Source organism: Kitasatospora sp. NPDC006697, from assembly GCF_042869935.1.
Lineage (GTDB): Bacteria > Actinomycetota > Actinomycetes > Streptomycetales > Streptomycetaceae > Kitasatospora.
Map to the genome: position 1 here is coordinate 148,587 of NZ_JBIAGU010000013.1, position 23,841 is coordinate 172,427.

The following is a 23,841-nucleotide window of genomic DNA, read 5'->3' on the forward strand; positions in this document are numbered from 1 at the left end:
CCCTCCGGCCCCTGCCGAGGGGCCTGGTGTGCGCGTACCGTCCTGCCAGCGGCCGCCCGCGCGCCCCGGGAGCGGTCCGGGCCGCGCCCGACCCGAGGCCGACGGAGGCCGGAACCCATGAGCACCGCACCGATGTTCGTCAACAACGCGACCCTCGTCTACGACATCTCCTTCGTCGACGGGCCGGACTTCGCGGACCGGATCGACACCCACTCGCACGGCGGCCAGATCTACAGCTACTACGAGAGCTACCCGGAGCCGACCGACCACCCCGGCCTGCAGGGGTACCAGCACGACCAGGACGGCGAGAAGCTGGCGATCAACATCTTCGCCAACCGCCTCTACCGGCACCTGGGCTGCACGGACAACGCCGACTACCGGCGGAAGATCGCCACCGTGCGCCGCGGCCGGCTCCAGCTCAACTCCACCATGGGGCCGTGCCACTCCTGCCGGCGCATGCTCAGAGCGTTCCTGGACGACTTCCCGGCGGTGACCCTGGAGGTGACCTATGGCAACAGCGGCCGCCGGGGAGGCTCGGCGAGGGAGCTGCAGGCCGGCGAGGGCCTGTACGGCGTGTACGGCTACGCCGACGCCGTCCAGCTGGACCCGCCGCGCGGAAGCTGGTTCATCGCCTTCCCGGGCACGCCGCGGACCAGGATCACCGCGGAGTACGAGATCCGGTTCAAGCCGCTGTCGACGGGCGGCCAGGGCGTGACCTCCACGGGCACGGCGTGGGCGGTGGCCGGTTCCACGTACGCTCCGTTCATCTACCGCTCGCCCGGAACGGCCGGCAGCAACGAGGTGGCCGAGGTGCTGGACGACATCGCCAAGGAGCTGCGCAAGACCATCGGCGGCAAGCCGGACAAGCGCGACGTGCCCGGCTTCCGCGAGCACATGAGCCTGATGGTGAGCGGCGGCTCGCTGACCCTGCACGCCGACCAGGGCCCGGACCAGGACGGCCGCCGGGCGCTGGAGGTTTTCCGGACCGACTTCCCCCGGGTCGAGGTGACGTTCCACTATGCGGCCCCGAACGCCCTGGAGGCCGGCCGCGGCTACCGGGACGCGCAGGCCGACGGTCCCGGCAACTGGACCAGGGGCTGGTACCTGCGCTGACCGCCGGTCCCCGGCGCGGCCCCGGCCGGGGAAGGTCAGTGCTGGATCGGCGGGCAGTAACCGGTGCTGGCGCCGATGGAGTTGATCTCGGCGTTGGCGCGGGGGTCGCCCACGTAGTCGATCTGGTCGGTGCACTTCACGCCGGGCTTGGCGGGGGTGCCGGCGGGCGCGCTGCTCTTCTCCGGGGCGGGGCAGTGGCCGGTGGTGGCGCCGATGGAGTTGATCTCGGCGTTGGCGCGGGGGTCACCGGCGTAGTCGATCTGGTCGGTGCACTTCGCGGTGGGAGCCGCGGCGGCCTGCGGGGCCTTCGGGGTGGCCGACGGCTTGGGGTGGGTCGGGGCGGCGGCCGAGGCGGGCGGGGCGGTCGGGGCGGCCGGCGTGGTGGCGACGGCGGGCGTGACGATGACGGCCGGGCTGCTCGCGGGCGATGCGGCCTTGGGCGCGGCGCCGCTGTCGCAGGCCGTCAGCGACAGCCCGGCGGCGAGGGCGACCAGGGTGACTGCCGCCAGCTTCCGCATCTTCATCATCCGAACGTGCATGGTGTCTCCTTCGAGCCGGTCCTCCCGCCGCCGTGGACGGGCCTTACGGAGGGGAAGACGCCGGCCGCGTGCGAGGCCGTTCAAGGCCGGGCGCGCTGGGACGCGTTTGTGACGAGGCGACGACACCGCCGTGGCGACGTCACGACCGGCGCCCGGCCGCCGTCCCGCCCGCCACCGTCCTGACCTATCGTCAGCAGTGCTCGCCCTTCAGCATTCCGATCACTACCGGCTAGGCGGTTCCGTGTACTTCCAGCACTCGGCTGACATCTGGCGCGACTTCCCGGCCCTCGCGCCCGGCCTGCTCCTCGTCGACGGCATCTCGCCGGAGGCCGTCGTCCGCGACCAGGTCGCCGCCCTGTACGAGACGGCGGACGCCCGGCTGGCGGCCGTCGCGAGCGAGGGTGAGCTGCCGGAGATCCAGGCCTGGCGGCGGGCCTTCTCCACCATGGGGCTCAAGCCCACCCAGTACCGGTGCGCCTCCGAGTCGCTGCTGCGCCGCTACCGCAAGGAGCGCTCGCTGCCGGAGATCCACCCGCTGATCGACCTCTGCAACGCGGTCTCGCTGGCCTACGCCGTGCCGATCGCGGTCTTCGACCTCGCCAACGTGGCCGAGCAGTTGGAGGTGCGGTACGCCCGGGGCACCGAGTCCTACCTGACCTTCGGCGGCGAGACCGAGACCGCCCCGGAGGGCGAGGTCGTCTTCGCGGACGCCGCGGAGCGTGCTCACGCCCGCCGCTGGACCAACCGCCAGAGCGGTCTCTCCGCCATCCGGCCCACCACCCGCTCCGCCCTGATCGTCACCGAGGCGCTGCACGACACCGCCGCCGCCGACGTCGAGCGGCTGCTCCAGACCCTGGCCGGCGAGCTCTCGGCCCACTGGACCCTCGCCTCGAAGCCCGTGCAGCTCACCGCGTCCGCACCCCGCTTCGACTTCTGACCCCCGGGATACCCTGTCCGTCCGCCGGCCCCACCCCCCGCGAACGGACACCCGACCATGCTCAGTCACCCCCTCGCCGACGGCGCCGAGCTGCGGGCCCTCGAGCCGTGGCGGGCCGAGGAGTTCCACGCCTTCATCGAACGCGCCCGCCCGCACCTCGCCCCCTGGCTGCCGTGGGCGACCGCGATGGACGACCCCGCCAAGGTCCGCCACTGGCTCACCCGCTGCGCCGAGGCCCAGGCCCGCGACGGCAAGCGGATCTTCGGCATCTGGCTCGACGGCGAGTTGGTGGGCGGCATCGAGTTCGCGTCCTTCGACCCGGCCCTGGGCACCTGCGAACTCGGCGCCTGGCTCGCCCCGGAGGCGGAGGGCCGCGGCCTGATCACCCGAGCCGCCCGCCACCTGATCGACTGGGCCCTCCACACCCGCGGCCTCACCCGCGTCCAGTGGCGCGCGACCACCGCCAACACCCGCAGCCTCGCGGTCGCCCACCGCCTGGGCATGCGGCGCGAGGGTGTGCTGCGCTCGGCGTTCACGGCCGGCGGGGTGCGGCAGGACGTGGAGGTGTGGGCGCTGGTGGCGGAGCGGGGGTAGGTCCGGCGCCTCCTCACCCGCCCAGGGCCTGCGCCGCCACCCGTGCGAAGACCTCCGGGTTGTCGAGCATGATGTTGTGCCCGCAGTCCGGTACCGCCGTCAGCACCACGCCCGCCGCGCGCAGGCCCGCCGCGTCCGCCGGGTCGCCGTCGGCGGCGGGGTGGAGGTGGGTGCGGGGGATCGGCAGGGCGGCCAGCTGCTCGCGCAGGGGCGGGATGGTGCCGCGGGCGCGGTGGACGGTGGTGCGGTGCAGGGCCTCGCGGCCGGCCAGGCGCATGGTGGCCCACCAGAAGGGGCCGACCCGGGCTTCGGTCTCCTGCCAGCCGTGGGAGAGGAACGCCTGCTCGGTGTAGCAGTGGATGCCGCTGCCGCTGTCGCCCGGCGGAGCGGGGTCGAGGACCGAGTCCACCAGGAGCAGCTTGGTGACCAGGTGCGGGTGCCGGGCGGCCAGCAGGATCGCCACCGCGCCGCCCAGGCTGTGGGCGATCACCTCGGCGCCCGTCACCTCGGCGGCTTCCAGGGCGAGGGCCACCGTGTCGGCGTGCTCCTCCAGGGAGTAGCCGAAGTCGGTGGGGCGGTCGCTGATGCCGAAGCCGAGCAGGTCGAGGAGGAGGGCGCGGTGGCCGGTGAGCAGCGGGTGCGCGGCGGCGGCCGACCAGTAGACGGGGGAGCTGGAGCCGAGTCCGTGCAGGTAGAGGCGGGTGGGTGTGGTGCCGGGGAGCTCCACCCAGCGGATCAGGTCGCCGTTCGGGGTCACGGGGGCATGGCGCATCGCGGGCTCGCTCCTCGGTTCGGGGTGCCTTGTGGGGAGAGACGATACATCGATACCGAGGTATCTCGACAGCGATATACCTCGAGATGATGTGACACCATGGCGGCATGCTGAAGTCCGCGATCCTCGGGTTCCTCCTCGACCGGCCGCTGCACGGCTACGAGCTGCGCCGCCACCTGGCCGGCCTCACCGGCCACGTCCGCCCGATCAGCGACGGCACGCTCTATCCCGCGATCAAGCGGCTGGAGGCCGACGGCCTGATCGTCCGCCGCACCGAACCCGGCACCGCCGCCGCGCCCCGGCAGACCCTGCACCTGACCGAGGCGGGCCGGGCCGAGGTGCTGGACTGGCTGCGCACCCCCGACCCGCTGGACATCAGCGACGAGAACCGCTGGTTCACCGTGCTCGCCTTCCTGCGCCACCTCGCCGACCCCGCCGCCCAGGCCGCCGTGCTCCGCCGGCGCCTCGCCTTCCTGGACGAGCCCGCCAGCTTCTTCTACGAGGACGGCCGCCCGCTGCGCGCCGAGGAGGTCACCGACCCGTTCCGCGGCGGCATCCTGCGCATCGCCCGGGCCACCACGGAGGCCGAACTCGCCTGGCTGCGGGGGGCGATCGGGGAGCTGGAGGCGGTCTGAGCGACCGTCAGCTGTGCCCCACGATCACCGAGATCCCCCAGCCCACCGCCGCCAGGACGATCGCGAAGCAGACGACGGCGACGGTGTAGCCCAGCGCGCCGGCGGTGGTCTCGCCGCCGGGGGTGCGGGGCGGCGGGCTGAGGGCGCGCAGGCCGAGGGCGAAGAGGGCGGGGAGGCCGGCGCCGGTGAGGGTGCCGACGACCACGATCTTCCAGAGGGCGTTGAGGTTGATCCAGGTGTTCACTTGACCGGCTCCTCCGTGACGGACGCCGGGGCGACCGACCCGGTCCAGGCGGCGTTGACGTTCTCCGGCGTGACGGCCGGGTGGCGGGAGGCGATGAAGAAGGCGATCGAGGCCAGCACCAGGATCACGAAGATCACCACCACGCCGGCCGTGCCGCCGATGCCGTGGGCGAGCCAGTAGGCGAGCGCGCCGACCACGCCGGCCGCGGGGAGGGTGAGCAGCCAGGCCGTCACCATCCGGCGGGCGATGTGCCAGCGGACCTCGGCGCCCTTCTTGCCCAGGCCCGAGCCCAGGATCGAGCCGGTGGCGACGTGGGTGGTGGAGAGCGTGTAGCCGAAGTCGGTGGAGGAGAGGATCACCGCCGCGGAGGCCGACTCGCTCGCCATGCCCTGCGGCGGCTCGATCTCCACCAGGCCCTTGCCGAGCGCCCGGATCACCCGCCAGCCGCCGATGTAGGTGCCGAGCGCGATCGCCACCGCGCAGGAGGCGATCACCCAGTTCGGGGACTTCGCCCCGGCGTGCAGGGTGCCGTTGGCGATCAGCGCCAGGGTGATGACGCCCATGGTCTTCTGCGCGTCGTTGGTCCCGTGGGCCAGCGACACCATGGAGGCGGAGCCGATCTGGCCGAGCCGGAAGCCGTGCCCGCGCGGGCGTTCGGCCACGTCGCGGGTGAGCCGGTAGACCAGGTAGGTGCCCAGCGCCGACACCGCGCCCGCGATCACGGGCGACAGCGCGGCGGGCACGATCACCTTCGCCACCAGGCCCTGCCACTTGACGGCGGAGGAGCCGGCCGCGGCCATGGTGGCCCCGACCACGCCGCCGATCAGGGCGTGCGAGGAGCTGGACGGGATGCCGAGGAACCAGGTCGCCAGGTTCCACAGGATGCTGCCGGCCAGGCCCGCCATCACCACCGTCAGGGTGACGTCGTGGCTCTTCACCAGGCCGCTGGCGATGGTCGCCGCGACGGCCGTGGACATGAAGGCGCCGACCAGGTTGAGCACCGCCGAGACGGCCACCGCCACCCGTGGTGGCAGGGCCCCGGTGACGATGGAGGTCGCCATCGCGTTGCCGGTGTCGTGGAATCCGTTGGTGAAATCGAAGCCCAGCGCGGTGGCGACCACCAGCGCCAGGACCGCGTCGTTGCCGGTCACGGGCACGAAGATAGCCGCCTGAACGGGCCCGTCCGGTTGAGCGACACCCCCGGGCGGGGGATTGCGTGCGGCGGTATCCGTTCGGCTCAGTGGGGGAATGACGGGCCCTCAGCTGTCCGGCCGGTGCTCAGCGGCGTTTGCGGCGGTTGAGCAGCAGACGGGCGAGGTAGACCGGGCCGGCGACCAGGGCCGCCAAGACGAGGATCCAGAACACGAAGAAGAGGGGGCCCGGGTGGAAGCCGGTGGTGGTGCCGGCGGCGGCCAGGGCGGCGGCGGAGGGCGGCTGGTGGGGCATCAGTTGCTCCCTTGGTGCTGACGGGGCCGGTGGAGGCCCTGGGGGCGTTCCGGGCCGGTGGCGTGCATCAGGGCGAGGTAGCCGTCCTCGACGGTGGCGGTGACGGGCTCCGCATCCGGGGCGGGAGCAGTGGGGCTGATGACGCGATAGGTGGTGCCGGCCGGGCTGGGGGTGATGGTGACGGTGGGCAGGTCGGGCGGCGGGGCGGTGGATGGCCGGGTGAGGTGCCAGACCGTGTCCCGGGCCCGGCCGGCGAGGTCGTCGGTGGTGCCCTGGAAGGCGAGGCGGCCGTGGTCGATCACCACCACGTTCGGGCAGGTCTGCACGACGTCGTCGACGAGGTGGGTGGAGAGCAGCACCGTCCGGTCGCCGGCCAGCCTGGCGAGCAGGCTGCGGAACCGTAGCCGCTCCTCGGGGTCCAGCCCCACGGTGGGCTCGTCGACGATCAGCAGCCGGGGGTCGTTCAGGATGGCCTGGGCGATGCCGACGCGGCGCTTCATGCCGCCCGAGTAGCCCCTCACCTTCCGGTGGGCGACATCGCCGAGCGAGACCAGGTCGAGGACCTCCCGGACGCGGGCGCGGCGGGCGCGCCGGTCGGTGATGCCCTTGAGCAGCGCCATGTAGTCGAGGAACTGACTGGCAGTCAGATCCGGGTACAGGCCCATCTCCTGGGGGAGGTAGCCGATGCTGGCCTTGAGCTCCCGGCGCTGGCCGCGCGACCTGAGCTCGGTGCCGTCCACCGCGACGGTGCCCGAGGCCGGCAGCAGCACCCCGGTCAGGACGCGCATGAAGGTGGTCTTGCCGGCTCCGTTGGGGCCGAGCAGACCGACCATGCCGACGGGCAGGCGCAGGCTGATTCCGTCGAGGGCGCGGACCCGGCCGCGCCGGAAGGTGACGGTCAGATCGGTGATGGCGACGTTGGGCGCGGTCATGACGGGCTCCTCCTGGTGAGCACGAACTGGGTTGTCACGAGGGCGGCGAGCGCCATGAGCAGCAGGAAGGCGATGCTGAGGACGGCCTCGCCGCCGGTCGGGGTGATCCCCCGCTGCCTGGCGTCGAACAGGGTGCCGTGGAACCAGGCACCGGCCGGGTACTCGCCGATGGCCTCGAAGGGCGTGCCGGCGGGGGTGGGGATCCCGAAGCGCGGGCCGACCATGTTCCCCCAGACCCAGTAGCCGAACAGCCCCACCCGGTACAGCACCGGCCCGGTCAGGTACGGGATGGTCACCGAGCAGGCCGCGATGAAGACCAGCCCGGGCAGCAGGATGGCGGCGAACGCCCCGAGGCCGACCGGGATCACCCCGGCCCCGCGCTGGGCGGTCAGGTAGCCGAGCAGGCCCGCCCAGGCGACGGCGACCGGTGTGACGGTCGCCGCGCCGGCGCCGATCGCCTTGCCCCACAGGCGCGGGCCGATGCCGGTGGGCGTCGAGGTCAGCAGGTCGGTCAGCTCCAGCCGGGACTCCCGCCGGACGCGGTCGGCGAGGACGGCGCCGACGCCGATCGGGCACAGCATGATGAAGTTGCCCGCCCAGTCCGCGACCAGGAAGGACTGATCCGTGGAGCTGGTGAAGCCCGGCGGGAAGGGCGATGCGCAGCGCAGCGCGATCAGGCCGAGCACGACCACCCAGACCGCCGGGCGGCGCACCTGCATCAGGTACTCGTAGCGGGCGGCCGCGACGGTCTTCGCCAGCCAGCCGTGCGCTGCCGCCGGCGGGGCGGTTCGCTGAAGGACGGTGGTCATGCGGCATCGCTCCCCACGAAGCGTTCGGGACGCTCCAGCAGCAGGCCGGCCGCGAGCACGGCGGCGGCGCCGACGGCGGACAGGGCGGTTCGGTTGACGGTCCATTCGTGCGCCGGGGCCCTGTCGGCGACGCCCATGAACAGGTACTGCGCGCGCAGCACCGTGCTGTCCCGGATCTCGTGCGCCATCAGGTACTGGGCCAGCCACACGCCCCCCACCAGGGCGCTCGCGGCGGCCGGGCTGCGCAGGCCGATCGCGACGAGCACCGCCAGCGCGACCAGCCAGAGCATCGGCGGGGCCCACACCAGGAGGTAGCCGCCCGTGCCCTGGCCCGCGGGCCAGGCGCCCAGGGCGCGGAACACGACGGCGTCCAGGAGCGTGCCCAGGGCCGCCGGGGCCGCCACCAGGCCGACCCGCAGGAGCAGCACCCGGCGGTAGACCGTGCTGGTCATGACCAGTTCGGCGCCGGGGTCGCGTCCCACGACCGAGGAGGCCGCGACGGCGGTGCCGAGCGGGGCGAAGCCCGCCAGGACCGCGCCGGCGGCGAGGTCGAGGTGCTCGGCGCGGGCCCCGGTGGCATGCATGACGATCACCAGGACCGCGCCGCCCAGCGTGGCCGCCAGCACCGTCACCGGCGGGGCGGTGCCGATGACCCGCAGCTCCAGGCGGAGGCGGTCCCAGCCCGGGCGGAGGCGGTGCCCGCCGGACCGGCTCAGATCGAGGTCTCGTTCCATGGCGGCAAGCCTGCTCGGTCGGGCCGCCGTTCGTACCGACCGGAAGTACGGAACCGGGCCGGAGGAAGCAGTCCTTTCGGCTGGTACTGCGGCCGCGGGCGGATCCGTAGCCTGGGCACCGTGAGCACGATCGAACGGCTGGCCGCACTGGCCGCCAGACGAGCCAACGCCCTGCTCGGGTGCGCCCTCGCGGCGCTCCTGGCAGCGACGGCCTACTGGCACGCCCGCGCCGGCGTCCACGGCTGGCCGCTCGACGCGGTCGCCGGCGCGGTGGTCTGCGCCGCGGTGCTGCTCCGCGAGCGCGGCCGGCTGGCCGCCGCGGTCGTCGGCCTGTCCGCCGCGGCGGCCGCCGTCCTGGCCTCCGCCACCATCACCGGGTACCCGGCCGGCCAGCCCGGCAGCGTCGCCTCGCTGGCGCTGGCCGTGCTGGCCGGCTCGGCCGTCCGCGCGCTGCCGGCCCGGCAGGCCGCCTGGGTCACCGCCGCCGGGCTCGCGGTCACGGCGGCCGCCGGGCTCATCGCCCCGCAGGGCGGCGGTCACCCCCACATCGGCCTCCAGGGCTGGCTGGCCGGCCTCGCCGCGGGCCTGCTGCTGCGCCTGCTGGAGCACCGCCGCCGGGCCGCCGCCGAAGCCGTCCGGCGCGCCGAACGGCTGGCCCTGGCCCGTGAGTTGCACGATCTCGTGGCCCACCACGTGGTCGGCATCGTGATGCACACCCATGCCGCCCAGATCCTGGCCCGCAAGCAGCCGGACCAACTCGGCCCCGCCCTGGCGGACATCAAGCGCTCGGGCACCGAGGCGATGGACGCCATGCGGTCCGTGGTCGCCCTGCTCCGCGACGCGGAGGACGGCGCCGTGCTCACGGCCGGCCCCGAACAGCTCACCGACCTGGTCCGCCGCTTCGAGGCCCACGGTCCGGCCGTCGAACTCCGGCTGCCCGCCGGGGAGTCGGGCTGGCCACCCGTGGTCGCCAGCACCGTCTACCGGGTCGTCCAGGAGTCCCTGACCAACATCACCCGCCACGCCCGCGGGGCCCGCGCGGCCACCGTCGCCATCTCCCAGGACAGCACGGACCTCACCGTCGAGATCGGCGACGACGCCCCGCCGCACCCCCCGGCCCACGCCTCCCCGCGCGGCGGCTACGGCCTGGTCGGCATGCGCGAGCGGGTCGAGGCACTGGGCGGCACGCTCAGTGCCGGCCCGCGGCCCGGCACCGGCTGGTCGGTCCGCGCCACCCTGCCGCTGCGAGCCGGAGACCGCCCGTGAGCATCAGCGTGCTGGTCGCCGACGACCAGGCCATGATCCGCACCAGCCTGCGCCTCATCCTGGAGGACGAGCCCGACATCACCGTCGTCGCCGAGGCCTGCGACGGCGCCGAGGCCGTCGCCCTGGCCCGCCGACTGCGGCCCGACGTCTGCCTGATCGACATCCGGATGCCCCGGCTGGACGGCATCGACGTCACCCGCGCCCTGGCCGGCCCGGGCGTCGCCGACCCGCTGCGCGTCGTCATCGTCACCACCTTCGGCCTCGACGACTACGTCCACGGCGCCCTGCAGGCCGGTGCCCTCGGCTTCGTCCTCAAGGACGCCGACCCCGTGCTCTTCGCCGCCGCCGTCCGGGCCGCCAGCGTGGGGGACGCGCTGATCTCACCGTCGATCACCCGGCGCCTGCTCCGCGACCTCGCCGCCGCGCCGGCCTCCCGCGCCCGCCGGCCCGACCCCCCGCTCACCGAGCGGGAGACGGAGGTCGCCCGCTCCGTCGCCCGGGGCCGCACCAACCAGGAGATCGCCGCCGACCTCTTCATCTCCCTCAGCACCGTGAAGGGCCACCTCGCCGCGATCCAGCAGAAGCTCGGCGCCCGCAACCGCAGCGAAGTCACCGCCTGGGCCTGGGAGTCCCAGCTGATGTCCGGGCGCGGGGACCAGCGGAGCAGCGGCTGAGCGTCCCGGCGGCGGAGCGCCCCGCCCGCCGGGCCCGGCCTGAGACAACCGGCAGCCGCCGCGCCGAGGAGCCTCGGCGCGGCGGCTGCCCGACTACCGGCCGCGTGCGGCTACTTGAGCGGCGTGCCGCCCGCGTTGTGGTAGGCGATGGTCTTGTTGATCAGGTTGTTGCCGTCGGTCTCGGGCGTGGTCTGTTCCGTCCAGCCGGCGCCGAACAGGATGCCGCCGACGTGTGCGTTCGCCACCTGGTCCAGGTGCGAGAAGAACCAGTCGACCTTGTCGTCCTTGTAGTGGTTGGGCGTGTTGTTCTGCGCCATGTTGCCCACGGGGACCTGCCACAGGACGACCGGCTTGCCCACGGACTCGGCCATCGTCTTGTAGAAGCCGAGCGCGGCGAAGCCCTTCTGGTCGTTCCAGTAGGTGTCACGGCTGCCGTGGGCGGGCAGCGCGTACCAGCCCGCGTCGCGGTCCGTCACGTCGGTGACCAGGAAGTCGGCGTTCTTCGCGCCGAGGTCCGCGTAGTCCTTGGCGCACTGCGGGGTGTTCTGCTCCCAGTCGAAGCAGGACAGGTGCAGGCCCACGCCGGCGTTCGGCGCGTACTTGTGCCCCATCGAGATCAGGCACTGGGCCAGGCCGGCGGCGCTGTTCTCCTGGTTTCCGCAGTCCGTCGGGTTCGAGGCGGTGACCTGCGCGGCGACCTGGTGCGGGTTGCCGAGCGAGCGGACGTAGCCCCAGAAGTCGGGCTCGAGGTCGATCATGTCGGACGAGGTGCCGATCTTCTGGAGGAAGAAGCGGTAGTCGTTCAGGTAGCGGGTGAGCAGGTCGGCCCGGTTGATGGCCTGGACCTCGCCCGGACCGTCGCCCTGGCCGGCCGCGTCGCCGAGGTCGCGCAGCGAGTACCAGGTCCAGAGCTGCTTCTGCGGGCGCGACTTGCCCTGGTAGGTCGCATGGGCCGCGTTGGCGTCCTTGTAGGTCACGTACGTGCCGGGCGCCGTGGTGCTGCCGGTCCAGCAGCCCCACCAGCCCGACCACGCGTCCTGGCAGCGGGCCGCGGTGTAGTAGTCCGAGGAGGGCGCGGGCTTGCTGTGCACGTAGGCGTACTGCACGTCGAACGGTGCGGCGCTGGCCGAGGCGTCGGACATCGAGCCGCCGATGAGGATCGTGCTGCTGCCCATGATGGTCTTCGCCGAGGTGTTGCCGCCGCCCGCGGGGGCCGGAGTGGCCGAGGTCGGGTGGGCGCTCGGAGCCTGGCTCGTCGGGACGCCGCCGCCCGGCGCGGCGGGCGTGGTGGGCGCGGCGCTGCTGCCGGAGCCGCCCGTGTTCCCGCTGCCGCTGCCGCCGCCGCTGTCGCCCACCGGGACGAGCTGCCACTGCTGCTGGGGGCCGTTCCAGTCGTGGTACTGGGCGATGTGGGCCCCGGTGGTCTTGGCGCCGCCCGGGATCTCGACGGCCTTGCCGCTGGTGCGGTTGATCAGACGTACGTAGCCGTCCGACGACCTCTCCAGGTGGAACTGCTGGTTGGCGCCGTTCAGGTCCTGCCACTGCGCCAGCTCGGTGCCTTCGGTCCTCGACCAGTTGAGGTCGTCCAGCACCTTGCCGGAGAACCGGTTCTTCAGCCGGTAGTTCCCGTCACCCGAGTCGATGAACTGCCACTGCTGGTTCGCCTCGCCGGTGCGGTTCCACTGCACCACCGGGGCGCCGTTGGACGCGGCATAGCCGTAGTCGTCCAGTACCTGGCCGGTGCTGCGGTTGACCAGCAGGTAGTAGGGGTTGGTGTCCACGGACACGGTGTTCGCCGAGGCCGTGCTGACCACGGCCACCGAGCCGCCCACGACCGCCAGGCCGACGGCCGCCCAGAAGCTCCGGCGCTGGTGCAGCCGGCGGCGGCGGTGCCTCTGCCGCGGTTCCGGGGAGGACGCCTCCGACGGCGTGGAGTGACGAGGGGACATGCCGGTGCTCTCTTTCAGCCGCTTCCGGTGACCGGACCACCCGTCCGGACACCACCTGGTTGCCGCCGCTCCCGAAAGGGTTGCCGCGGGCCGAAAAGAATTTCTCCGGCCGCGGCGCACCGGCCCCGAACGGGTCGCGCACCCTGCCGTAAGGTGTGGCGCCGTACTCGGCGGATCGCTTCCGGAGGGAGGCTGGGGGATGGGGTTGATGGACGCGGACCACCTCGGGCTGGTGGTCGCGGCGCAGGCCGGTGACGCTCGGGCGCGCGAGGAGCTGATCGCCGCCTACCTGCCGCTGCTCTACAACATCGTCGGGCGGGCGCTGAGCGGCCATGCCGACGTCGACGACGTCGTCCAGGAGACCCTGCTGCGCGTGGTGCGCGACCTGCCCGCCCTGCGTGCCCCGGAGAGCTTCCGGTCCTGGCTGGTGTCGATCACGCTCCGTCAGATCAGCACCCACCAGCACCGGCAGCGGCTCCTCGCCGACCGGACCGCGGTCATCGACGAGGCGCACCGGATACCGGATGCCGGCGCCGCACCCGAGGACACGACGATCCTGCGGCTGCAGGTGTCGGACGAGCGCCGCCGGGTCGTCGAAGCCGGCCGGTGGCTCGACCCGGACCATCGGGTGCTGCTGTCGCTGTGGTGGCAGGAAGGGGCCGGCTCGCTGAGCCGCGAGGACCTCGCCGCCGCAACGGGGCTGACGGCCGCTCACGTCGGAGTGCGCCTGCAGCGCATGCGCGAGCAGCTGGACCTGAGCCGGACGATCGTCGGCGCGCTGACCGCCGACCCGCGCTGCCCGGGCCTGGACGAGACCGTCGCCGGCTGGGACGGTCACCCCGCGTCGGTGTGGCGCAAGCGGATCGCGCGGCACCTCAGGGACTGCCCGGTCTGCGAGCCGACGGCCGCCGAACGGATCCCGGCCGAGCTGCTGTTGCTGCGGGTCGCGCCGCTGGCGGTCCCGGCCGGGCTGGTCGCCGCGCTGGCCGCCAAGGGCCTGCTGCCGGGTTCGGCCGCGGCACCCGTCGCCGCCGCGGCGACGGGGGGAGGGGGCCTGCACGGTTTCCTGGCGGCCAAGCTCTCCGCGGCGACGGCCCACCCGCTGGTCTCCCTCGCCACCGCCACGGTGCTCGTCGCCGGGGCCGCCACCACCTACGCGGCCTGGCCCGAACCGGCGCCCCGGGCGGACGGCGTCACCGCGGCCCCCGCCCTCGCGCCCGCGCCCAGCAACCCCGCGCCGGCCGGATCGCCCCAGGTGAGTCCGTCCGCCGTCGCTGTGGTTCCGCTCGGCGCGCAGTCGCTGGAGTCCGTGGACGACCCCGCCCTGTACCTGGCGTACACCGGTGACTTCGCGACGCTCGGCCGGGTGGACGCGTCCAGCAGCGCGCAGACCCGGCAGCGGGCCACCTTCACGGTCATCGGGGGCCTGGCCGACCCGCGGTGCGTCACCTTCCGCGCCGCCGACGGCCGTTACCTGCGCCACTTCGAGCTCCGGCTGCGGCTGAGCACCGACGACGGCAGCGGGCTGTTCCGCGAGGACGCCACCTTCTGTCCGCAACCCGGTTCGGTGGCCGGGTCGGTGACCCTGCACGCGCACAACTACCCCGGATCGGCCCTCCGCCGGCGCGACGGCGGCGTCTGGCTCGACGGCTCCAACGGCACCCGGGCCTTCGCCGACCAGGCCTCCTTCACCATCCGCAGCGCCTGGGCCTGACGGGACGACCAGGCGGCGGGCCCTGGCGTAACGCTTTCCGCCCGCGAGATGCATCACCCGGGCAATCGTCGTGGCGGCGCCGGTTTTTCGTTACGGGGCCGGGAGCCCGGAGGCCTCCCAGGTATGGGGTGCTCCTTCCCGCCGTGCAGCAGGACGGGCCGGCGCGGGTGTGCCCCGACTTCTCCTATGAGGCATCCCCGGAACGAAAGCCGCTCCAATGAAGCGACACACCAACGAACCCCCGGCCGAGGCGCGCAGGGCGACCCACAGCGCGCGGGGGAAGGGCACGAAAGGCCTGCACCGGCTCAGCCGGCGCCGCCGGATCCTGGCCGTAGGAACCTCGGCCGCCGCGCTGGTGGCCGGGGTCGTGGCGGTCCTCCCGAACTTCGCCGGGGCCTCCACCCTGGGCACCCAGGCGACCCCCTCCGGCAGGTACTTCGGCACCGCGCTGGCCGCCGGCCGGCTCGGCGACCCGGCGTACACCGCGATCGCGGACCGGGAGTTCAACATGATCACCCCGGAGAACGAGATGAAGTGGGACGCCACCGAGCCGTCCCGCGGCAACTTCGCCTTCGGGGGCGCCGACCAGATCGTCGACCACGCCGCGGCGCACGGCCAGCGGATGCGCGGCCACACCCTGGTCTGGCACTCGCAGCTCCCGTCCTGGGTCAGCTCCATCGGCGACGCGAACACCCTGCGCACGGTGATGGACAACCACATCACCACCGAGATGAGCCACTTCAAGGGCCGGATCTACGCCTGGGACGTGGTCAACGAGGCCTTCGCCGACGGGGGCAGCGGCCAGCACCGCAGCTCGGTGTTCCAGAACGTGCTGGGCGACGGCTTCATCGAGGAGGCGTTCCGCACCGCCCGGAACGCCGACCCCGCCGCCAAGCTCTGCTACAACGACTACAACATCGAGAACTGGTCCGACGCCAAGACGCAGGGCGTCTACGCCATGGTCAAGGACTTCAAGTCCCGCGGCGTGCCCATCGACTGCGTCGGCTTCCAGAGCCACTTCGGCGACGGCGGCCCGCCGCCGAGCTTCCGGACCACGCTGTCCGCCTTCGCCGCCCTGGGCGTCGACGTCCAGATCACCGAGCTGGACATCGCCCAGGCCTCGCCCACCAACTACGCCAACGCGGTCAACGCCTGCCTGGCCGTCGCCCGCTGCACCGGCATCACGGTCTGGGGCGTCCGTGACAGCGACTCCTGGCGCGCCGGCGAGAACCCGCTGCTGTTCGACCGCAACGGCAACCCCAAGCCCGCGTACGCCGCCGTCATCAACGCCCTCAAGAGCGCTTCCGGCACCGGAACGGGCGCAGGGAGCGATACCGGGGCGATCAAGGGCGTCGCCTCCGGCCGGTGCGTCGACATCAGCGGCTTCAGCACCGCCAACGACACCCAGGCGCAGCTGTGGGACTGCAATGGAGGGGCCAACCAGCGCTGGAAGTACACCGACGCCAGGCAGCTGATGGTCTACGGCCAGAAGTGCCTGGCCGCCAGGGGCAAGGGCACCGCCAACAGCACGGCAGTGGTCATCGACAGCTGCACCGGCGGCGCCGACCAGCAGTGGAACCTCAACGCCGACGGCTCGATCTCCGGCGTCCAGTCCGGGCTCTGCCTCGACGCCGTCGGCGCGGGCACCGCCAACGGGACCGGGATCCAGCTGTACACCTGCTGGTCCGGCGGCACCAACCAGAAGTGGACGGGCCTGTCCGGGAGCACCTCGACGACGCCTCCGCCGGCCGGCGGCACCTGCACCCTCCCGTCGACCTACCACTGGTCGTCGACGGGCCCGCTGGCGCAGCCCGCGAACGGCTGGGCCTCGGTGAAGGACTTCACCAGCGTGGTGGTCAACGGGAAGCGCCTGGTCTACGCGTCGGACGTGAGCGGGTCCGGGTACGGCTCGATGATGTTCAGCCCCTTCGGCAACTGGTCGGACATGGGCTCGGCCCGCCAGACCGGGATGAGCCAGGCCGCGGTGGCGCCCACGCTCTTCTACTTCGCCCCCAAGAACATCTGGGTGCTGGCCTACCAGTGGGGTGCCTCGCCGTTCAGCTACCGCACCTCCAGCGACCCGACCAACCCCAACGGCTGGTCCGCGCCGCAGCCGCTCTTCACCGGCAGCATCCCGGGCTCCGGTACCGGCCCGATCGACCAGACGCTGATCGCCGACGGCCAGAACATCTACCTGTTCTTCGCCGGTGACAACGGCAGCATCTACCGGGCGAGCATGCCGATCGGGAACTTCCCCGGCAGCTTCGGCTCCTCCTACACCACGGTCATGAGCGACTCGCAGGCCAACCTGTTCGAGGCGCCGCAGGTCTACAAGGTCCAGGGCCAGAACCAGTACCTCATGATCGTCGAGGCGATGGGCGCGAACGGGCGCTACTTCCGCTCCTTCACCTCCTCCAGCCTGGCCGGCTCCTGGACCCCGCAGGCCGCCAGTGAGAACAACCCCTTCGCGGGCAAGGCCAACAGCGGCGCCACCTGGACCAACGACATCAGCCACGGCGACCTGGTCCGCGACAACCCCGACCAGACGATGACCATCGACCCCTGCAACCTGCAGTTCCTCTACCAGGGCCGGTCGCCGGCCGCGAGCGGCCCCTACGACCAGCTGCCCTACCGGCCGGGCGTCCTCACCCTGCAGCACTGACCGGCACCCACCACCTCGGGGAACCCCGGCCGCACGCCGACCGGGGTTCCCCGCCCTCCGCGGACCGGCCTCGGCGTGCGCACGCCGGTCAGTCGACGCCTTCGATGATGCGGAAGTCGCGCTCGACGCCGTCGGAGAGGGCGACCAGCGCCTCCTGGTAGGCCGCGCTCTCGCGTGCCGCGACCGCCTGTTCGAAGCTGTCGAACTCGATCAGGATGGTGCGCTCGGCGATTCCGGCGTCATGGGCGACGACCCGGCTGCCGCGGGCGAGCACCCGCCCGCCCCCGGCCCGGACAGCCGGCCGGGCCAGCTCGTCGTAGGCGGCCAGCTTCGCGGGGTCGGAAACGGTGCGGTAGACACTGACCCAGTAGCCCTTGACCATGGAAACCTCCGGTGTTCGGACGAGTGTGCCGGGGAATCGAGCGGCCCCGGCGACGGATCGTCAGCAGTCAGGACGGCTTCGTGCTTCGTTTTTCGAAGCGCCCGCCGAGCCTAGCGTGTCGAAATCCGAAGCATCAACCCCGGAGGGCCGCACTCCACGCCGCGCCAACCCCGGAACCCGGCCCGCGAGTTCGTGGTGCGCCGTGCTGGGCCCCGGCGTGTTTGGTGAAGCGCTCCCCGGCACCGGCGCATGGGCTGGGATACTGCCCCCATGACGGACCGGCTGGCCCACGCGACCTCCCCGTACCTGCAGCAGCACGCCGACAACCCCGTCGACTGGTGGGAGTGGACCCCCGAGGCGTTCGCGGAAGCCGAGCGGCGCGGCGTCCCCGTCCTGCTCTCCGTCGGCTACGCTGCCTGCCTCTGGCGCCAGTGAACTTACCCAGCCCGGTATTCCTGACCTGGGAAGTTTTCAAGGAGTACCGGCATGGGCACGGACGATGAGTAGTTGGGGAGGCAGACAGACGCCTGGGGCGAAGACCAGCCGGCGGTCCGGTAGTGCCGTGCACGTTGGGGCGACTGTCCACGCTGCACCGCACCTTCCCTGCTGACACTCTTCGCGGCGGCCCCCGAGTGGGCCCGGGGCGCCTTATGCTGAGGGTCGATGGGAAGGAGTTGTTGATGAGCGTCGACGCGGTCATGCACACCGAGTTCCCCGCGGGGTACGTGGTTTTCTTCGGTACCGACGGGAAGGTGGTCATGACTCCGCAGAGTGAGGAGCACTCCAGCACCATCAGGTCGATGCAGATCGACTCTCTCGCTCTCGGTCGGCACGCGAAGGTCATCTCCGACGTCTACATCGACTTTCCGGCTGACGAGAACTCGGCCCCCGACTTCGCGATCGTGCGGGAGGATGCTCAGCGGCAGGGCAAGCGCTACGGCTTCGAGGACGTGCTGCTGATCGCTGAGGTGGTGTCGGTCTCCTCCGCGCGCAAGGACTACGACGACTGCACGGCAAAGTACGGGCGCTACGGCATCCCGGTCTACGTGGTGGTGGACCCGTACGCCGCGGAGGTCGTTGTCCACACCCAGCCCACCGGTTCCGGCTACATCGCGGCCCACACGTACAAGTACGGCTCGGGCAAGCTGCCCATCGAGCTGGCCGACGGGCGGACGTACACCCTCGACCTGGACGAGCTGCCCCGGCCGGAGTTGGACGCCCGCTGACGGCAGCGGTCGGCGGCCGACTGCACGGGGTGTGCACGCTGTCCAGGGACGGGCCTGGAACGACCGGGACTTACGATGGTCACTGTGAAGCTTGCCGACCTCGCGGGCCTGGCGGCCTCGTGCCGCGGAAGCGCGATGTGCTCCGAGGGCTTCCGGACCAACACCCTGGTCAGTTCGCTGGGTTGCGGCGAGTGGCGCTGACTTTTCTTGATCCACTCAAGCGGTCCTGCGCGCTCGAAGCGCTGGAGTGGATGGAGAGCCGGTTTTCTGGCGTGTTGGCCAGGGGCTCCACTCAGCGGGCTGGTCGGCTGGGATACTGCGGCCATGGTGAACCGTCTGGCCGATGCCACCTCCCCCTATCTGCTCCAGCACGCCGACAACCCCGTCGACTGGTGGGAGTGGACCCCCGAGGCGTTCGCGGAAGCCGAGCGGCGTGGCGTCCCCGTCCTGCTCTCCGTCGGCTACGCCGCCTGCCACTGGTGCCAGTGTACGTAGAGAAGCAATAGCTTCTCACCTGGCAGCATGTCAGGGGGTAGTGGCATGAGTGCCAGTAGTGATGATCAAGAAGCGAAGATCGATGCCTGGGTGGAGCGGCACATCGCTCGCTCGCCGGACTGGACGCCGGATCAGCTGGCCAGCATTTTTGCCGTCCTGGGTGACGGCGATGCGGAGCCGCGGGTTGAGTAGCCCCGGTTTTGGTCGCGCAGCGGTCATCGACTCAATGGTGAGGCTAGCGCCAGGTGGCTCGCTCCTTGCTGAAGAGCATGAAGGAGTGCTTCACGGCAGAGCGTTGTGGCCTGTGCAGGGCCTCCAAGGGGTGGAGCACTTCGGAGCTTCGAGATCGCCGACGCCTCGTCAATCCACGGCGAACCGTGTCGTTTGTCGACGGCTACTTCGATGGCTGGCTGTCCGGCGGTGACTGCTGGTTGGAAGAACCTCGGCTGCTCTCTGGCTCCGACGGGGCGGTTGCTTCGTGCCCGCCGCCCAGCCATGTCCCTGTGGCCAGCCACAACTCGTAGTGGGCAAGCCACTCACTCAACCAGGGTGCGATGGTGTCCGCGATCTGCATGTCAGCGGTCCACTCGTCCGGCAGGTGCAGACAGATCCTGTTCGCCGAGTAGATGTGCGGGATCTCGGAAGCCCCTTCGCGCAGTCGTAGGGGAGGGTCGAGGACCCGCACCTGCGGCTGGCGTCCGAGGGCGTACTCGATCCGGACTGAGTAGGTGCAGCTGGCGATCGTGGGCTGCAGTTGCACGTCGAAGACCAGTCGCCCGCCTCTCTCGATGCGGCCGCGGCCCTGCGGGTAGGCGTGGCGCAGGGAGAATGCCTGTGACGCCAGGCTGAGGCGCTTGCTACTGGCCATGGCTGCCGTAGAACGAGTGGTTCCGGACCAGGCGGCCGCCGGAGGTGGAGAGGAGTCCGGTCCCGGTTGCGATGGACAGGGAGCCAGCTTCTCGAAGGCCGCGCATCTCGTCGCCGTACCGCCTGGCAGCCTTCTCGATGGGGTCCATGCCGAAGCTCTTCCCGAGCCGGGCCACGACCTCCTCCAGGCCCTGGCCACGCATGCGCGCGGCGTCTTCGAGCAGGGTGGTGATGTCCTTGAGCCACGCGAGGAACTTCACCCGGCGCTGAGGGTAGTCGTTCCACTTGTCGGCGAAGTTCTCGCTCTCGTGGACCGGGTTCGGCACCCACCACGCGCCGTTGTCGCGGTGCTCGATGAACTGCGGCATCCGCTGCACGGCAAGGAGCGTCGCGGAGTACAGGTCGGACTCGCCTCCATACGCCCTTGCGGCGAGAGTAGTGATCAGGATGGACGGGGGACGGTTCTCCGGATCCGCCGCGAAGCGGACCCCGCAGTGCCACTTCAGGACCTGCACGAGCCGCTGCAGGGTTGTGCGCACGCGGTACTCGGGGACCTCGGCGACGTTGTCGGCGCGTGCCATTTTCTCTAGCACGGAGCGCATCTCCGCGGACTGGTCTCGGAACCAGCGTGCGTAGCCGATCGGGTTGCTGTGCTGCCACCGAACCAGGCTGGTGTCCGTGAGGAGGATGCTCGTGGGCTCGTCGTGTTCGCGGTCGGGGATGGCCGGCAGTACGTCTAGGTGGAAGTCGTGCTCGGGATATGACAGCGTCCAGCAGCGACGGGACGCGGCGATCTTGGTCGGTCCGTCACCGCCCTCCAGGTTCTTCTGCCTCATGTACTCGTCGAGCATCTCGCCCACCATGCTCTTTAGCCCGTCCTGCGTGGTGGACTCTTTCGCCAGGTCCCGCCAACAGACCAGATCGATGTCGTAACCGCCTGACGGGCTGAACGGTGCAACGACCGTTCCCAGTCGGAACGAGCCCTGCGGATACACCAACCACGCCGGCCCGCCGGTGGTGCCCAGCCAGTTCCCGACGTCCTCGTACCGCGAGATCGCTAGATCGCGCAGGTCCGACGGGATATCGAGGATCTCAGCGCCCCCGCTGAGCAGTTTGGAGATGATCTCTTCCATGGAGTCCATAGGGCCTCAGTCCTTCTTGTAGCAGGGGATGAACGCCGGAGCGACGTGGCCCGCGAAGCGGTCGGTGAAGTCGGGGGCCGCCCGGCGGCTCGCGTGCGCCGCCAGGCCGATAAGGTCGTCGGCGTCCACACAGTCCAGAGCCATGACGTCGGGCGGCACTGTCGGGTTGAGCCGGAGCAGCCGCTCTGGGGTGAGTAGATGGTGGACCTGGTTGTTCGCGCTGATGCTTTGCGCGCGCAGCAGGACATCGGAGATCGACCTGGCCCACGCCGCGAGGCCGCCTCGGTCGAGTCGGCGACTGCGGTGCCGCACCTCGCTCAGGGTGCCCAGGCTGAACATGCTGATCTTGTCCAGTGCGATGCCCAGCGGACCCACGGCCTCTACGAGAGCGACCATCGAGGGATTGTTCGCCCAGACACCGCCGTCGACCAGACGGTTCCCGGCGAGCGGGAGGGCCGGCAGGTACGTAGGCGCGGCGGCGGTCGCCATCGCGACGTCGACAGCCCGTTCGCGCCAGTCCCGGCGCAGGCGAGGGGTGTGTGGCGTCCGGAAGAGGTACACGTCGTCGCTGACCAGGTTGTACGAGGGCACGATCAGGCGCTTGGTGCTCTCCCCGAATGTGCGCTCTCCGAACACGTCGACTAGGGCAGCGCGAAGTGGGTCGTCGGAGTACTTGGACTTCACCACCTGGCGCAGGCGACGGGCGGTGGAGTCCCGGAAGACCGTTGGCCCGAGGCGGACGTAGAACTCGACGATCTCGCGCGGCGTCAGGCCCAGCCCGAGTGCGAGGGCGATGATGCCGCCCGTCGAGGTTCCGGCGATCAGATCGAAGTGGTCGGCGATCGAGATGCCGAGGTCCTCTTCCAGACTGGCCAGGACCGCTGCGGAGAAGATCCCGCGCAGTCCGCCGCCGTCCAGCGACAGGATCTGGAACCGGCCGCCCGCTCCGGCCCTTCCCTGGTCCGCGGTGGCTCCGTCGCCCACCGACTCCACGGAGTTCTCCCCGCCCATGCACCCACCCTCCGCCCGCGCCGAGCGTCAGGGCGCGGAAGATCCACACAAGACAGACATGTGAAGCAGGATGACCTCACATAGGCTACATGTCAATCATAGTAACATCTGCCCCGGTGTCGCGGGTCTCTGCGGGTCACTTAAATTGACATCGCGCCCGCTGGGCATGACACTCACGGTGTGGCGGAGGATCTGAATCGACAACTCGGACAGCTCGTGCGGCGGCTGCGGAACGAGAAGGAGCTGACGCAGGGACAGCTCGCCGACCGCGTGGAACTGACCCGGACCTCGATCACGAACATCGAGAAGGGCCGGCAGGCTCTCAGCGTCGCCTTGATGGTCAAGGTTGCCCGCGGATTGAACGCCGATCCGGTTCGCCTTCTCGAAGAGGCGCTCAGGGCCGCGGACGGAGTCGCGATCAACTCGGTCAATGTGCCGTCCGAAGTTGCTGCGGGTGTCGCCTCGCCTGAACTCCTGGGCTGGGTGCTCGACGTCCTGAATGAGGAAGGTGCCCCGCCCGGTACCGATTCCGAAGACGAACGTTTCCCGGACGGACAGCCGCTTCATGCAACTGCCTGATCATTTAGATGCTACGGTCCGGTAGGAAAGAGGAGGGCTGGCGATGAGGAACAGGCACCTGATCGAGGCGAAGGCAGAGGGCCTTCTGCAGGAGTTGGGGATCCACGCTGCACCCGTGCCCGTTGACCGTGTCGCCCACCACCTCGGCGCTCGCATCCACCTCCGGCCTTTCGACAGCCGGGACGTCTCCGGGATGCTGTTTCGCGAGGACGGCAAGCCCCCCATCATTGGCGTCAACGCATTGAATGGCGAGAAGCGGCAGCGCTTCACCATCGCCCATGAGATTGCACACCTCGTACTCCACCCGGGAAAGCCCCTGATCCTAGATCGTCAGGTCAAGGTCAACTTCCGGGATGCGACATCGAGTACGGCAACCGACGAGGAGGAGATGCAGGCCAACGCCTTCGCAGCCGCCCTGCTTATGCCGAAGTTCCTCGTCGCAGAACGTCTGCATCACCATCTGGAGCGTGATGCGCACGTTGCCGACGTTGACATCGTCAAGCGCATCGCGGCCGACTTCGATGTGAGCATCCAGGCCATGGAGTACCGACTCACCAACCTCGGGCTGCTTTCGCCTGCGTGACAGCGATGCTGTGGCGGACCTCGGTTGTTCACGTGGTTCGTGCTACGCTGCCCGGCTCGCTCTGATCCGGCTGAAGATGGCCTCGCCCCGCCGTTTGGTTAGCAATACGTCTGCCAATCGTCCCCTGGCGCGCCCGTTCCTGGGCGGCTACACCATCTTCTCCACCGTCTCGTGGCCGGCCCGGCTGCCACACACCCCTCATGGCCGGCCAGGCCATCTTGATTCCCGCTGCCGGGGGAGGCAGACGAGTGCAGCGGGTTCCGCCCCGGCCAACCGATGTCCCCGTGTCGGCTGATCGGGGCCGGGACCATGGAGCATGCCCAATCGACTTGCAGACTCCACGTCTCCGTATCCGTTGCAGCACGCCGGTAACCCCGTGGACTGATGGGAGTGGTCCCCCGAGGCGTTCGCCGAGGCGGAGCGGCGGCGGGGGGGGGGGGGGGGGGGGGGGGGGGGGGGGGGGGGGCGGCGGGGGCCGGGGGGGGGGGGGGGGGGCGCGCGGGGGCGCGCCGGGGGGGGGGGGGGGGGGGGCGGGG

General features: G+C 71.4%; 25 protein-coding genes and 2 pseudogenes. 14 read left to right on the top strand and 13 right to left on the bottom strand.

The genetic code is table 11. The features are described from left to right. Nucleotides 1-117 precede the first annotated feature (117 nt). Nucleotides 118-1,113, top strand: coding sequence for a hypothetical protein (locus ACFYNO_RS20160; RefSeq protein WP_388013755.1), 996 nt, complete (start codon nt 118-120; stop codon nt 1,111-1,113). Between the two features lie 35 nt (nt 1,114-1,148). Here ACFYNO_RS20160 and ACFYNO_RS20165 read toward each other — a convergent pair whose 3' ends face one another. After that, complete coding sequence (locus ACFYNO_RS20165) at nt 1,149-1,652, bottom strand: hypothetical protein (protein ID WP_388013758.1); 504 nt, start codon at nt 1,650-1,652, stop codon at nt 1,149-1,151. A gap of 241 nt (nt 1,653-1,893) precedes the next feature. On the opposite strand from ACFYNO_RS20165, the gene ACFYNO_RS20170 reads away from it, so the two are divergent. Next, nucleotides 1,894-2,589 (top strand): B3/4 domain-containing protein, encoded by a 696-nt coding sequence (locus ACFYNO_RS20170; protein ID WP_388013761.1) that lies wholly within the window; start codon nt 1,894-1,896, stop codon nt 2,587-2,589. Nucleotides 2,590-2,646: 57 nt separating this feature from the next. Continuing rightward, on the top strand, nt 2,647-3,183 hold the full coding sequence (locus ACFYNO_RS20175; RefSeq protein ID WP_388013764.1) for a GNAT family N-acetyltransferase: 537 nt from the start codon (nt 2,647-2,649) through the stop codon (nt 3,181-3,183). A gap of 13 nt (nt 3,184-3,196) precedes the next feature. Here the strand turns inward: ACFYNO_RS20175 and ACFYNO_RS20180 are convergent, their stop codons facing one another. Next, a complete protein-coding gene (locus tag ACFYNO_RS20180; protein ID WP_388013767.1) occupies nt 3,197-3,955 on the bottom strand; it encodes an alpha/beta fold hydrolase in 759 nt (252 codons plus the stop codon). Nucleotides 3,956-4,062: 107 nt separating this feature from the next. On the opposite strand from ACFYNO_RS20180, the gene ACFYNO_RS20185 reads away from it, so the two are divergent. After that, nucleotides 4,063-4,590 (top strand): PadR family transcriptional regulator, encoded by a 528-nt coding sequence (locus ACFYNO_RS20185; RefSeq protein WP_388013770.1) that lies wholly within the window; start codon nt 4,063-4,065, stop codon nt 4,588-4,590. A 7-nt stretch (nt 4,591-4,597) separates the two neighbouring features. Here the strand turns inward: ACFYNO_RS20185 and ACFYNO_RS20190 are convergent, their stop codons facing one another. The 6 genes from ACFYNO_RS20190 to ACFYNO_RS20215 all read right to left on the bottom strand — a co-directional run bounded on the left by ACFYNO_RS20190 (nt 4,598) and on the right by ACFYNO_RS20215 (nt 8,755). Beyond that, nucleotides 4,598-4,834 carry a hypothetical protein gene (locus ACFYNO_RS20190; RefSeq protein WP_388013773.1) on the bottom strand — a complete coding sequence of 79 codons (237 nt, stop codon included), beginning with the start codon at nt 4,832-4,834 and terminating at the stop codon, nt 4,598-4,600. Then, entirely contained in the window at nt 4,831-5,985 is a 1,155-nt protein-coding gene (locus ACFYNO_RS20195; RefSeq protein ID WP_388013776.1) for an anion permease, read from the bottom strand. Before ACFYNO_RS20195 ends, ACFYNO_RS20190 begins: the two co-directional genes overlap by 4 nt. 127 nt (nt 5,986-6,112) lie before the next feature. Further along, nucleotides 6,113-6,280, bottom strand: coding sequence for a hypothetical protein (locus tag ACFYNO_RS20200; RefSeq protein WP_388013779.1), 168 nt, complete (start codon nt 6,278-6,280; stop codon nt 6,113-6,115). Further along, nucleotides 6,280-7,212, bottom strand: a complete 933-nt coding sequence (locus tag ACFYNO_RS20205) for an ABC transporter ATP-binding protein (protein ID WP_388013782.1) — start codon at nt 7,210-7,212, stop codon at nt 6,280-6,282. The genes ACFYNO_RS20200 and ACFYNO_RS20205 overlap by 1 nt, the downstream gene beginning before the upstream one ends. Then, entirely contained in the window at nt 7,209-8,021 is an 813-nt protein-coding gene (locus ACFYNO_RS20210; RefSeq protein ID WP_388013785.1) for a hypothetical protein, read from the bottom strand. The genes ACFYNO_RS20205 and ACFYNO_RS20210 overlap by 4 nt, the downstream gene beginning before the upstream one ends. After that, entirely contained in the window at nt 8,018-8,755 is a 738-nt protein-coding gene (locus ACFYNO_RS20215) for a hypothetical protein (protein ID WP_388013788.1), read from the bottom strand. The genes ACFYNO_RS20210 and ACFYNO_RS20215 overlap by 4 nt, the downstream gene beginning before the upstream one ends. A gap of 120 nt (nt 8,756-8,875) precedes the next feature. Between ACFYNO_RS20215 and ACFYNO_RS20220 the strand changes: the two genes are divergently transcribed. Continuing rightward, nucleotides 8,876-10,021, top strand: coding sequence for a sensor histidine kinase (locus tag ACFYNO_RS20220; protein WP_388013791.1), 1,146 nt, complete (start codon nt 8,876-8,878; stop codon nt 10,019-10,021). Next, nucleotides 10,018-10,695: a response regulator gene (locus ACFYNO_RS20225; protein WP_388013794.1), complete on the top strand. Its 678-nt coding sequence runs from the start codon at nt 10,018-10,020 to the stop codon at nt 10,693-10,695. The genes ACFYNO_RS20220 and ACFYNO_RS20225 overlap by 4 nt, the downstream gene beginning before the upstream one ends. Nucleotides 10,696-10,805: 110 nt before the next feature. Here ACFYNO_RS20225 and ACFYNO_RS20230 read toward each other — a convergent pair whose 3' ends face one another. Further along, nucleotides 10,806-12,644: an RICIN domain-containing protein gene (locus tag ACFYNO_RS20230; RefSeq protein ID WP_388013797.1), complete on the bottom strand. Its 1,839-nt coding sequence runs from the start codon at nt 12,642-12,644 to the stop codon at nt 10,806-10,808. A gap of 208 nt (nt 12,645-12,852) precedes the next feature. On the opposite strand from ACFYNO_RS20230, the gene ACFYNO_RS20235 reads away from it, so the two are divergent. Further along, nucleotides 12,853-14,358 (top strand): sigma-70 family RNA polymerase sigma factor, encoded by a 1,506-nt coding sequence (locus ACFYNO_RS20235; protein ID WP_388013800.1) that lies wholly within the window; start codon nt 12,853-12,855, stop codon nt 14,356-14,358. A gap of 217 nt (nt 14,359-14,575) precedes the next feature. Next, nucleotides 14,576-17,020: a non-reducing end alpha-L-arabinofuranosidase family hydrolase gene (locus ACFYNO_RS20240; protein WP_388013803.1), complete on the top strand. Its 2,445-nt coding sequence runs from the start codon at nt 14,576-14,578 to the stop codon at nt 17,018-17,020. Between the two features lie 88 nt (nt 17,021-17,108). Here ACFYNO_RS20240 and ACFYNO_RS20245 read toward each other — a convergent pair whose 3' ends face one another. Beyond that, nucleotides 17,109-17,402: a DUF1330 domain-containing protein gene (locus ACFYNO_RS20245; RefSeq protein ID WP_388013806.1), complete on the bottom strand. Its 294-nt coding sequence runs from the start codon at nt 17,400-17,402 to the stop codon at nt 17,109-17,111. A 270-nt stretch (nt 17,403-17,672) separates the two neighbouring features. Between ACFYNO_RS20245 and ACFYNO_RS20250 the strand changes: the two are divergent. The 4 genes and pseudogenes from ACFYNO_RS20250 to ACFYNO_RS20265 form a co-directional block, all read left to right on the top strand. Next, nucleotides 17,673-17,828 (top strand): annotated as a pseudogene (locus ACFYNO_RS20250) (DUF255 domain-containing protein); the annotation flags it as partial. A 254-nt stretch (nt 17,829-18,082) separates the two neighbouring features. After that, on the top strand, nt 18,083-18,628 hold the full coding sequence (locus ACFYNO_RS20255) for a Uma2 family endonuclease (RefSeq protein WP_388013809.1): 546 nt from the start codon (nt 18,083-18,085) through the stop codon (nt 18,626-18,628). Between the two features lie 324 nt (nt 18,629-18,952). Beyond that, nucleotides 18,953-19,111 (top strand): annotated as a pseudogene (locus ACFYNO_RS20260) (DUF255 domain-containing protein); the annotation flags it as partial. A 57-nt stretch (nt 19,112-19,168) separates the two neighbouring features. Further along, entirely contained in the window at nt 19,169-19,315 is a 147-nt protein-coding gene (locus ACFYNO_RS20265; RefSeq protein WP_388013812.1) for a hypothetical protein, read from the top strand. A 202-nt stretch (nt 19,316-19,517) separates the two neighbouring features. Here the strand turns inward: ACFYNO_RS20265 and ACFYNO_RS20270 are convergent, their stop codons facing one another. The 3 genes from ACFYNO_RS20270 to ACFYNO_RS20280 are packed head-to-tail and all read right to left on the bottom strand — an operon-like array spanning nt 19,518 to nt 22,143. Then, a complete protein-coding gene (locus tag ACFYNO_RS20270) occupies nt 19,518-19,991 on the bottom strand; it encodes a hypothetical protein (RefSeq protein ID WP_388013815.1) in 474 nt (157 codons plus the stop codon). Further along, nucleotides 19,981-21,123 (bottom strand): cyclic GMP-AMP synthase DncV-like nucleotidyltransferase, encoded by a 1,143-nt coding sequence (locus ACFYNO_RS20275; protein WP_388013818.1) that lies wholly within the window; start codon nt 21,121-21,123, stop codon nt 19,981-19,983. The genes ACFYNO_RS20270 and ACFYNO_RS20275 overlap by 11 nt, the downstream gene beginning before the upstream one ends. Nucleotides 21,124-21,138: 15 nt before the next feature. After that, on the bottom strand, nt 21,139-22,143 hold the full coding sequence (locus tag ACFYNO_RS20280; RefSeq protein ID WP_388013821.1) for a CBASS cGAMP-activated phospholipase: 1,005 nt from the start codon (nt 22,141-22,143) through the stop codon (nt 21,139-21,141). Nucleotides 22,144-22,323: 180 nt separating this feature from the next. Between ACFYNO_RS20280 and ACFYNO_RS20285 the strand changes: the two genes are divergently transcribed. Then, complete coding sequence (locus ACFYNO_RS20285; protein ID WP_388013824.1) at nt 22,324-22,722, top strand: helix-turn-helix transcriptional regulator; 399 nt, start codon at nt 22,324-22,326, stop codon at nt 22,720-22,722. A gap of 43 nt (nt 22,723-22,765) precedes the next feature. Further along, nucleotides 22,766-23,305 carry an ImmA/IrrE family metallo-endopeptidase gene (locus ACFYNO_RS20290; RefSeq protein WP_388013827.1) on the top strand — a complete coding sequence of 180 codons (540 nt, stop codon included), beginning with the start codon at nt 22,766-22,768 and terminating at the stop codon, nt 23,303-23,305. The last annotated feature ends 536 nt before the right edge of the window (nt 23,306-23,841 follow it).

Excerpts from the sequence above, each read along its gene's own strand:
- ACFYNO_RS20160 (WP_388013755.1), top strand. The coding sequence starts at position 118 with ATGAGCACCGCACCGATGTTCGTCAACAACGCGACCCTCGTCTACGAC.
- ACFYNO_RS20165 (WP_388013758.1), bottom strand. The coding sequence starts at position 1,652 with ATGCACGTTCGGATGATGAAGATGCGGAAGCTGGCGGCAGTCACCCTG.
- ACFYNO_RS20175 (WP_388013764.1), top strand. The coding sequence starts at position 2,647 with ATGCTCAGTCACCCCCTCGCCGACGGCGCCGAGCTGCGGGCCCTCGAG.
- ACFYNO_RS20180 (WP_388013767.1), bottom strand. The coding sequence starts at position 3,955 with ATGCGCCATGCCCCCGTGACCCCGAACGGCGACCTGATCCGCTGGGTG.
- ACFYNO_RS20185 (WP_388013770.1), top strand. The coding sequence starts at position 4,063 with ATGCTGAAGTCCGCGATCCTCGGGTTCCTCCTCGACCGGCCGCTGCAC.
- ACFYNO_RS20200 (WP_388013779.1), bottom strand. The coding sequence starts at position 6,280 with ATGCCCCACCAGCCGCCCTCCGCCGCCGCCCTGGCCGCCGCCGGCACC.
- ACFYNO_RS20205 (WP_388013782.1), bottom strand. The coding sequence starts at position 7,212 with ATGACCGCGCCCAACGTCGCCATCACCGATCTGACCGTCACCTTCCGG.
- ACFYNO_RS20210 (WP_388013785.1), bottom strand. The coding sequence starts at position 8,021 with ATGACCACCGTCCTTCAGCGAACCGCCCCGCCGGCGGCAGCGCACGGC.
- ACFYNO_RS20215 (WP_388013788.1), bottom strand. The coding sequence starts at position 8,755 with ATGGAACGAGACCTCGATCTGAGCCGGTCCGGCGGGCACCGCCTCCGC.
- ACFYNO_RS20230 (WP_388013797.1), bottom strand. The coding sequence starts at position 12,644 with ATGTCCCCTCGTCACTCCACGCCGTCGGAGGCGTCCTCCCCGGAACCG.
- ACFYNO_RS20235 (WP_388013800.1), top strand. The coding sequence starts at position 12,853 with ATGGACGCGGACCACCTCGGGCTGGTGGTCGCGGCGCAGGCCGGTGAC.
- ACFYNO_RS20240 (WP_388013803.1), top strand. The coding sequence starts at position 14,576 with ATGAAGCGACACACCAACGAACCCCCGGCCGAGGCGCGCAGGGCGACC.
- ACFYNO_RS20245 (WP_388013806.1), bottom strand. The coding sequence starts at position 17,402 with ATGGTCAAGGGCTACTGGGTCAGTGTCTACCGCACCGTTTCCGACCCC.
- ACFYNO_RS20255 (WP_388013809.1), top strand. The coding sequence starts at position 18,083 with ATGAGCGTCGACGCGGTCATGCACACCGAGTTCCCCGCGGGGTACGTG.
- ACFYNO_RS20265 (WP_388013812.1), top strand. The coding sequence starts at position 19,169 with ATGAGTGCCAGTAGTGATGATCAAGAAGCGAAGATCGATGCCTGGGTG.
- ACFYNO_RS20270 (WP_388013815.1), bottom strand. The coding sequence starts at position 19,991 with ATGGCCAGTAGCAAGCGCCTCAGCCTGGCGTCACAGGCATTCTCCCTG.
- ACFYNO_RS20275 (WP_388013818.1), bottom strand. The coding sequence starts at position 21,123 with ATGGAAGAGATCATCTCCAAACTGCTCAGCGGGGGCGCTGAGATCCTC.
- ACFYNO_RS20280 (WP_388013821.1), bottom strand. The coding sequence starts at position 22,143 with ATGGGCGGGGAGAACTCCGTGGAGTCGGTGGGCGACGGAGCCACCGCG.
- ACFYNO_RS20290 (WP_388013827.1), top strand. The coding sequence starts at position 22,766 with ATGAGGAACAGGCACCTGATCGAGGCGAAGGCAGAGGGCCTTCTGCAG.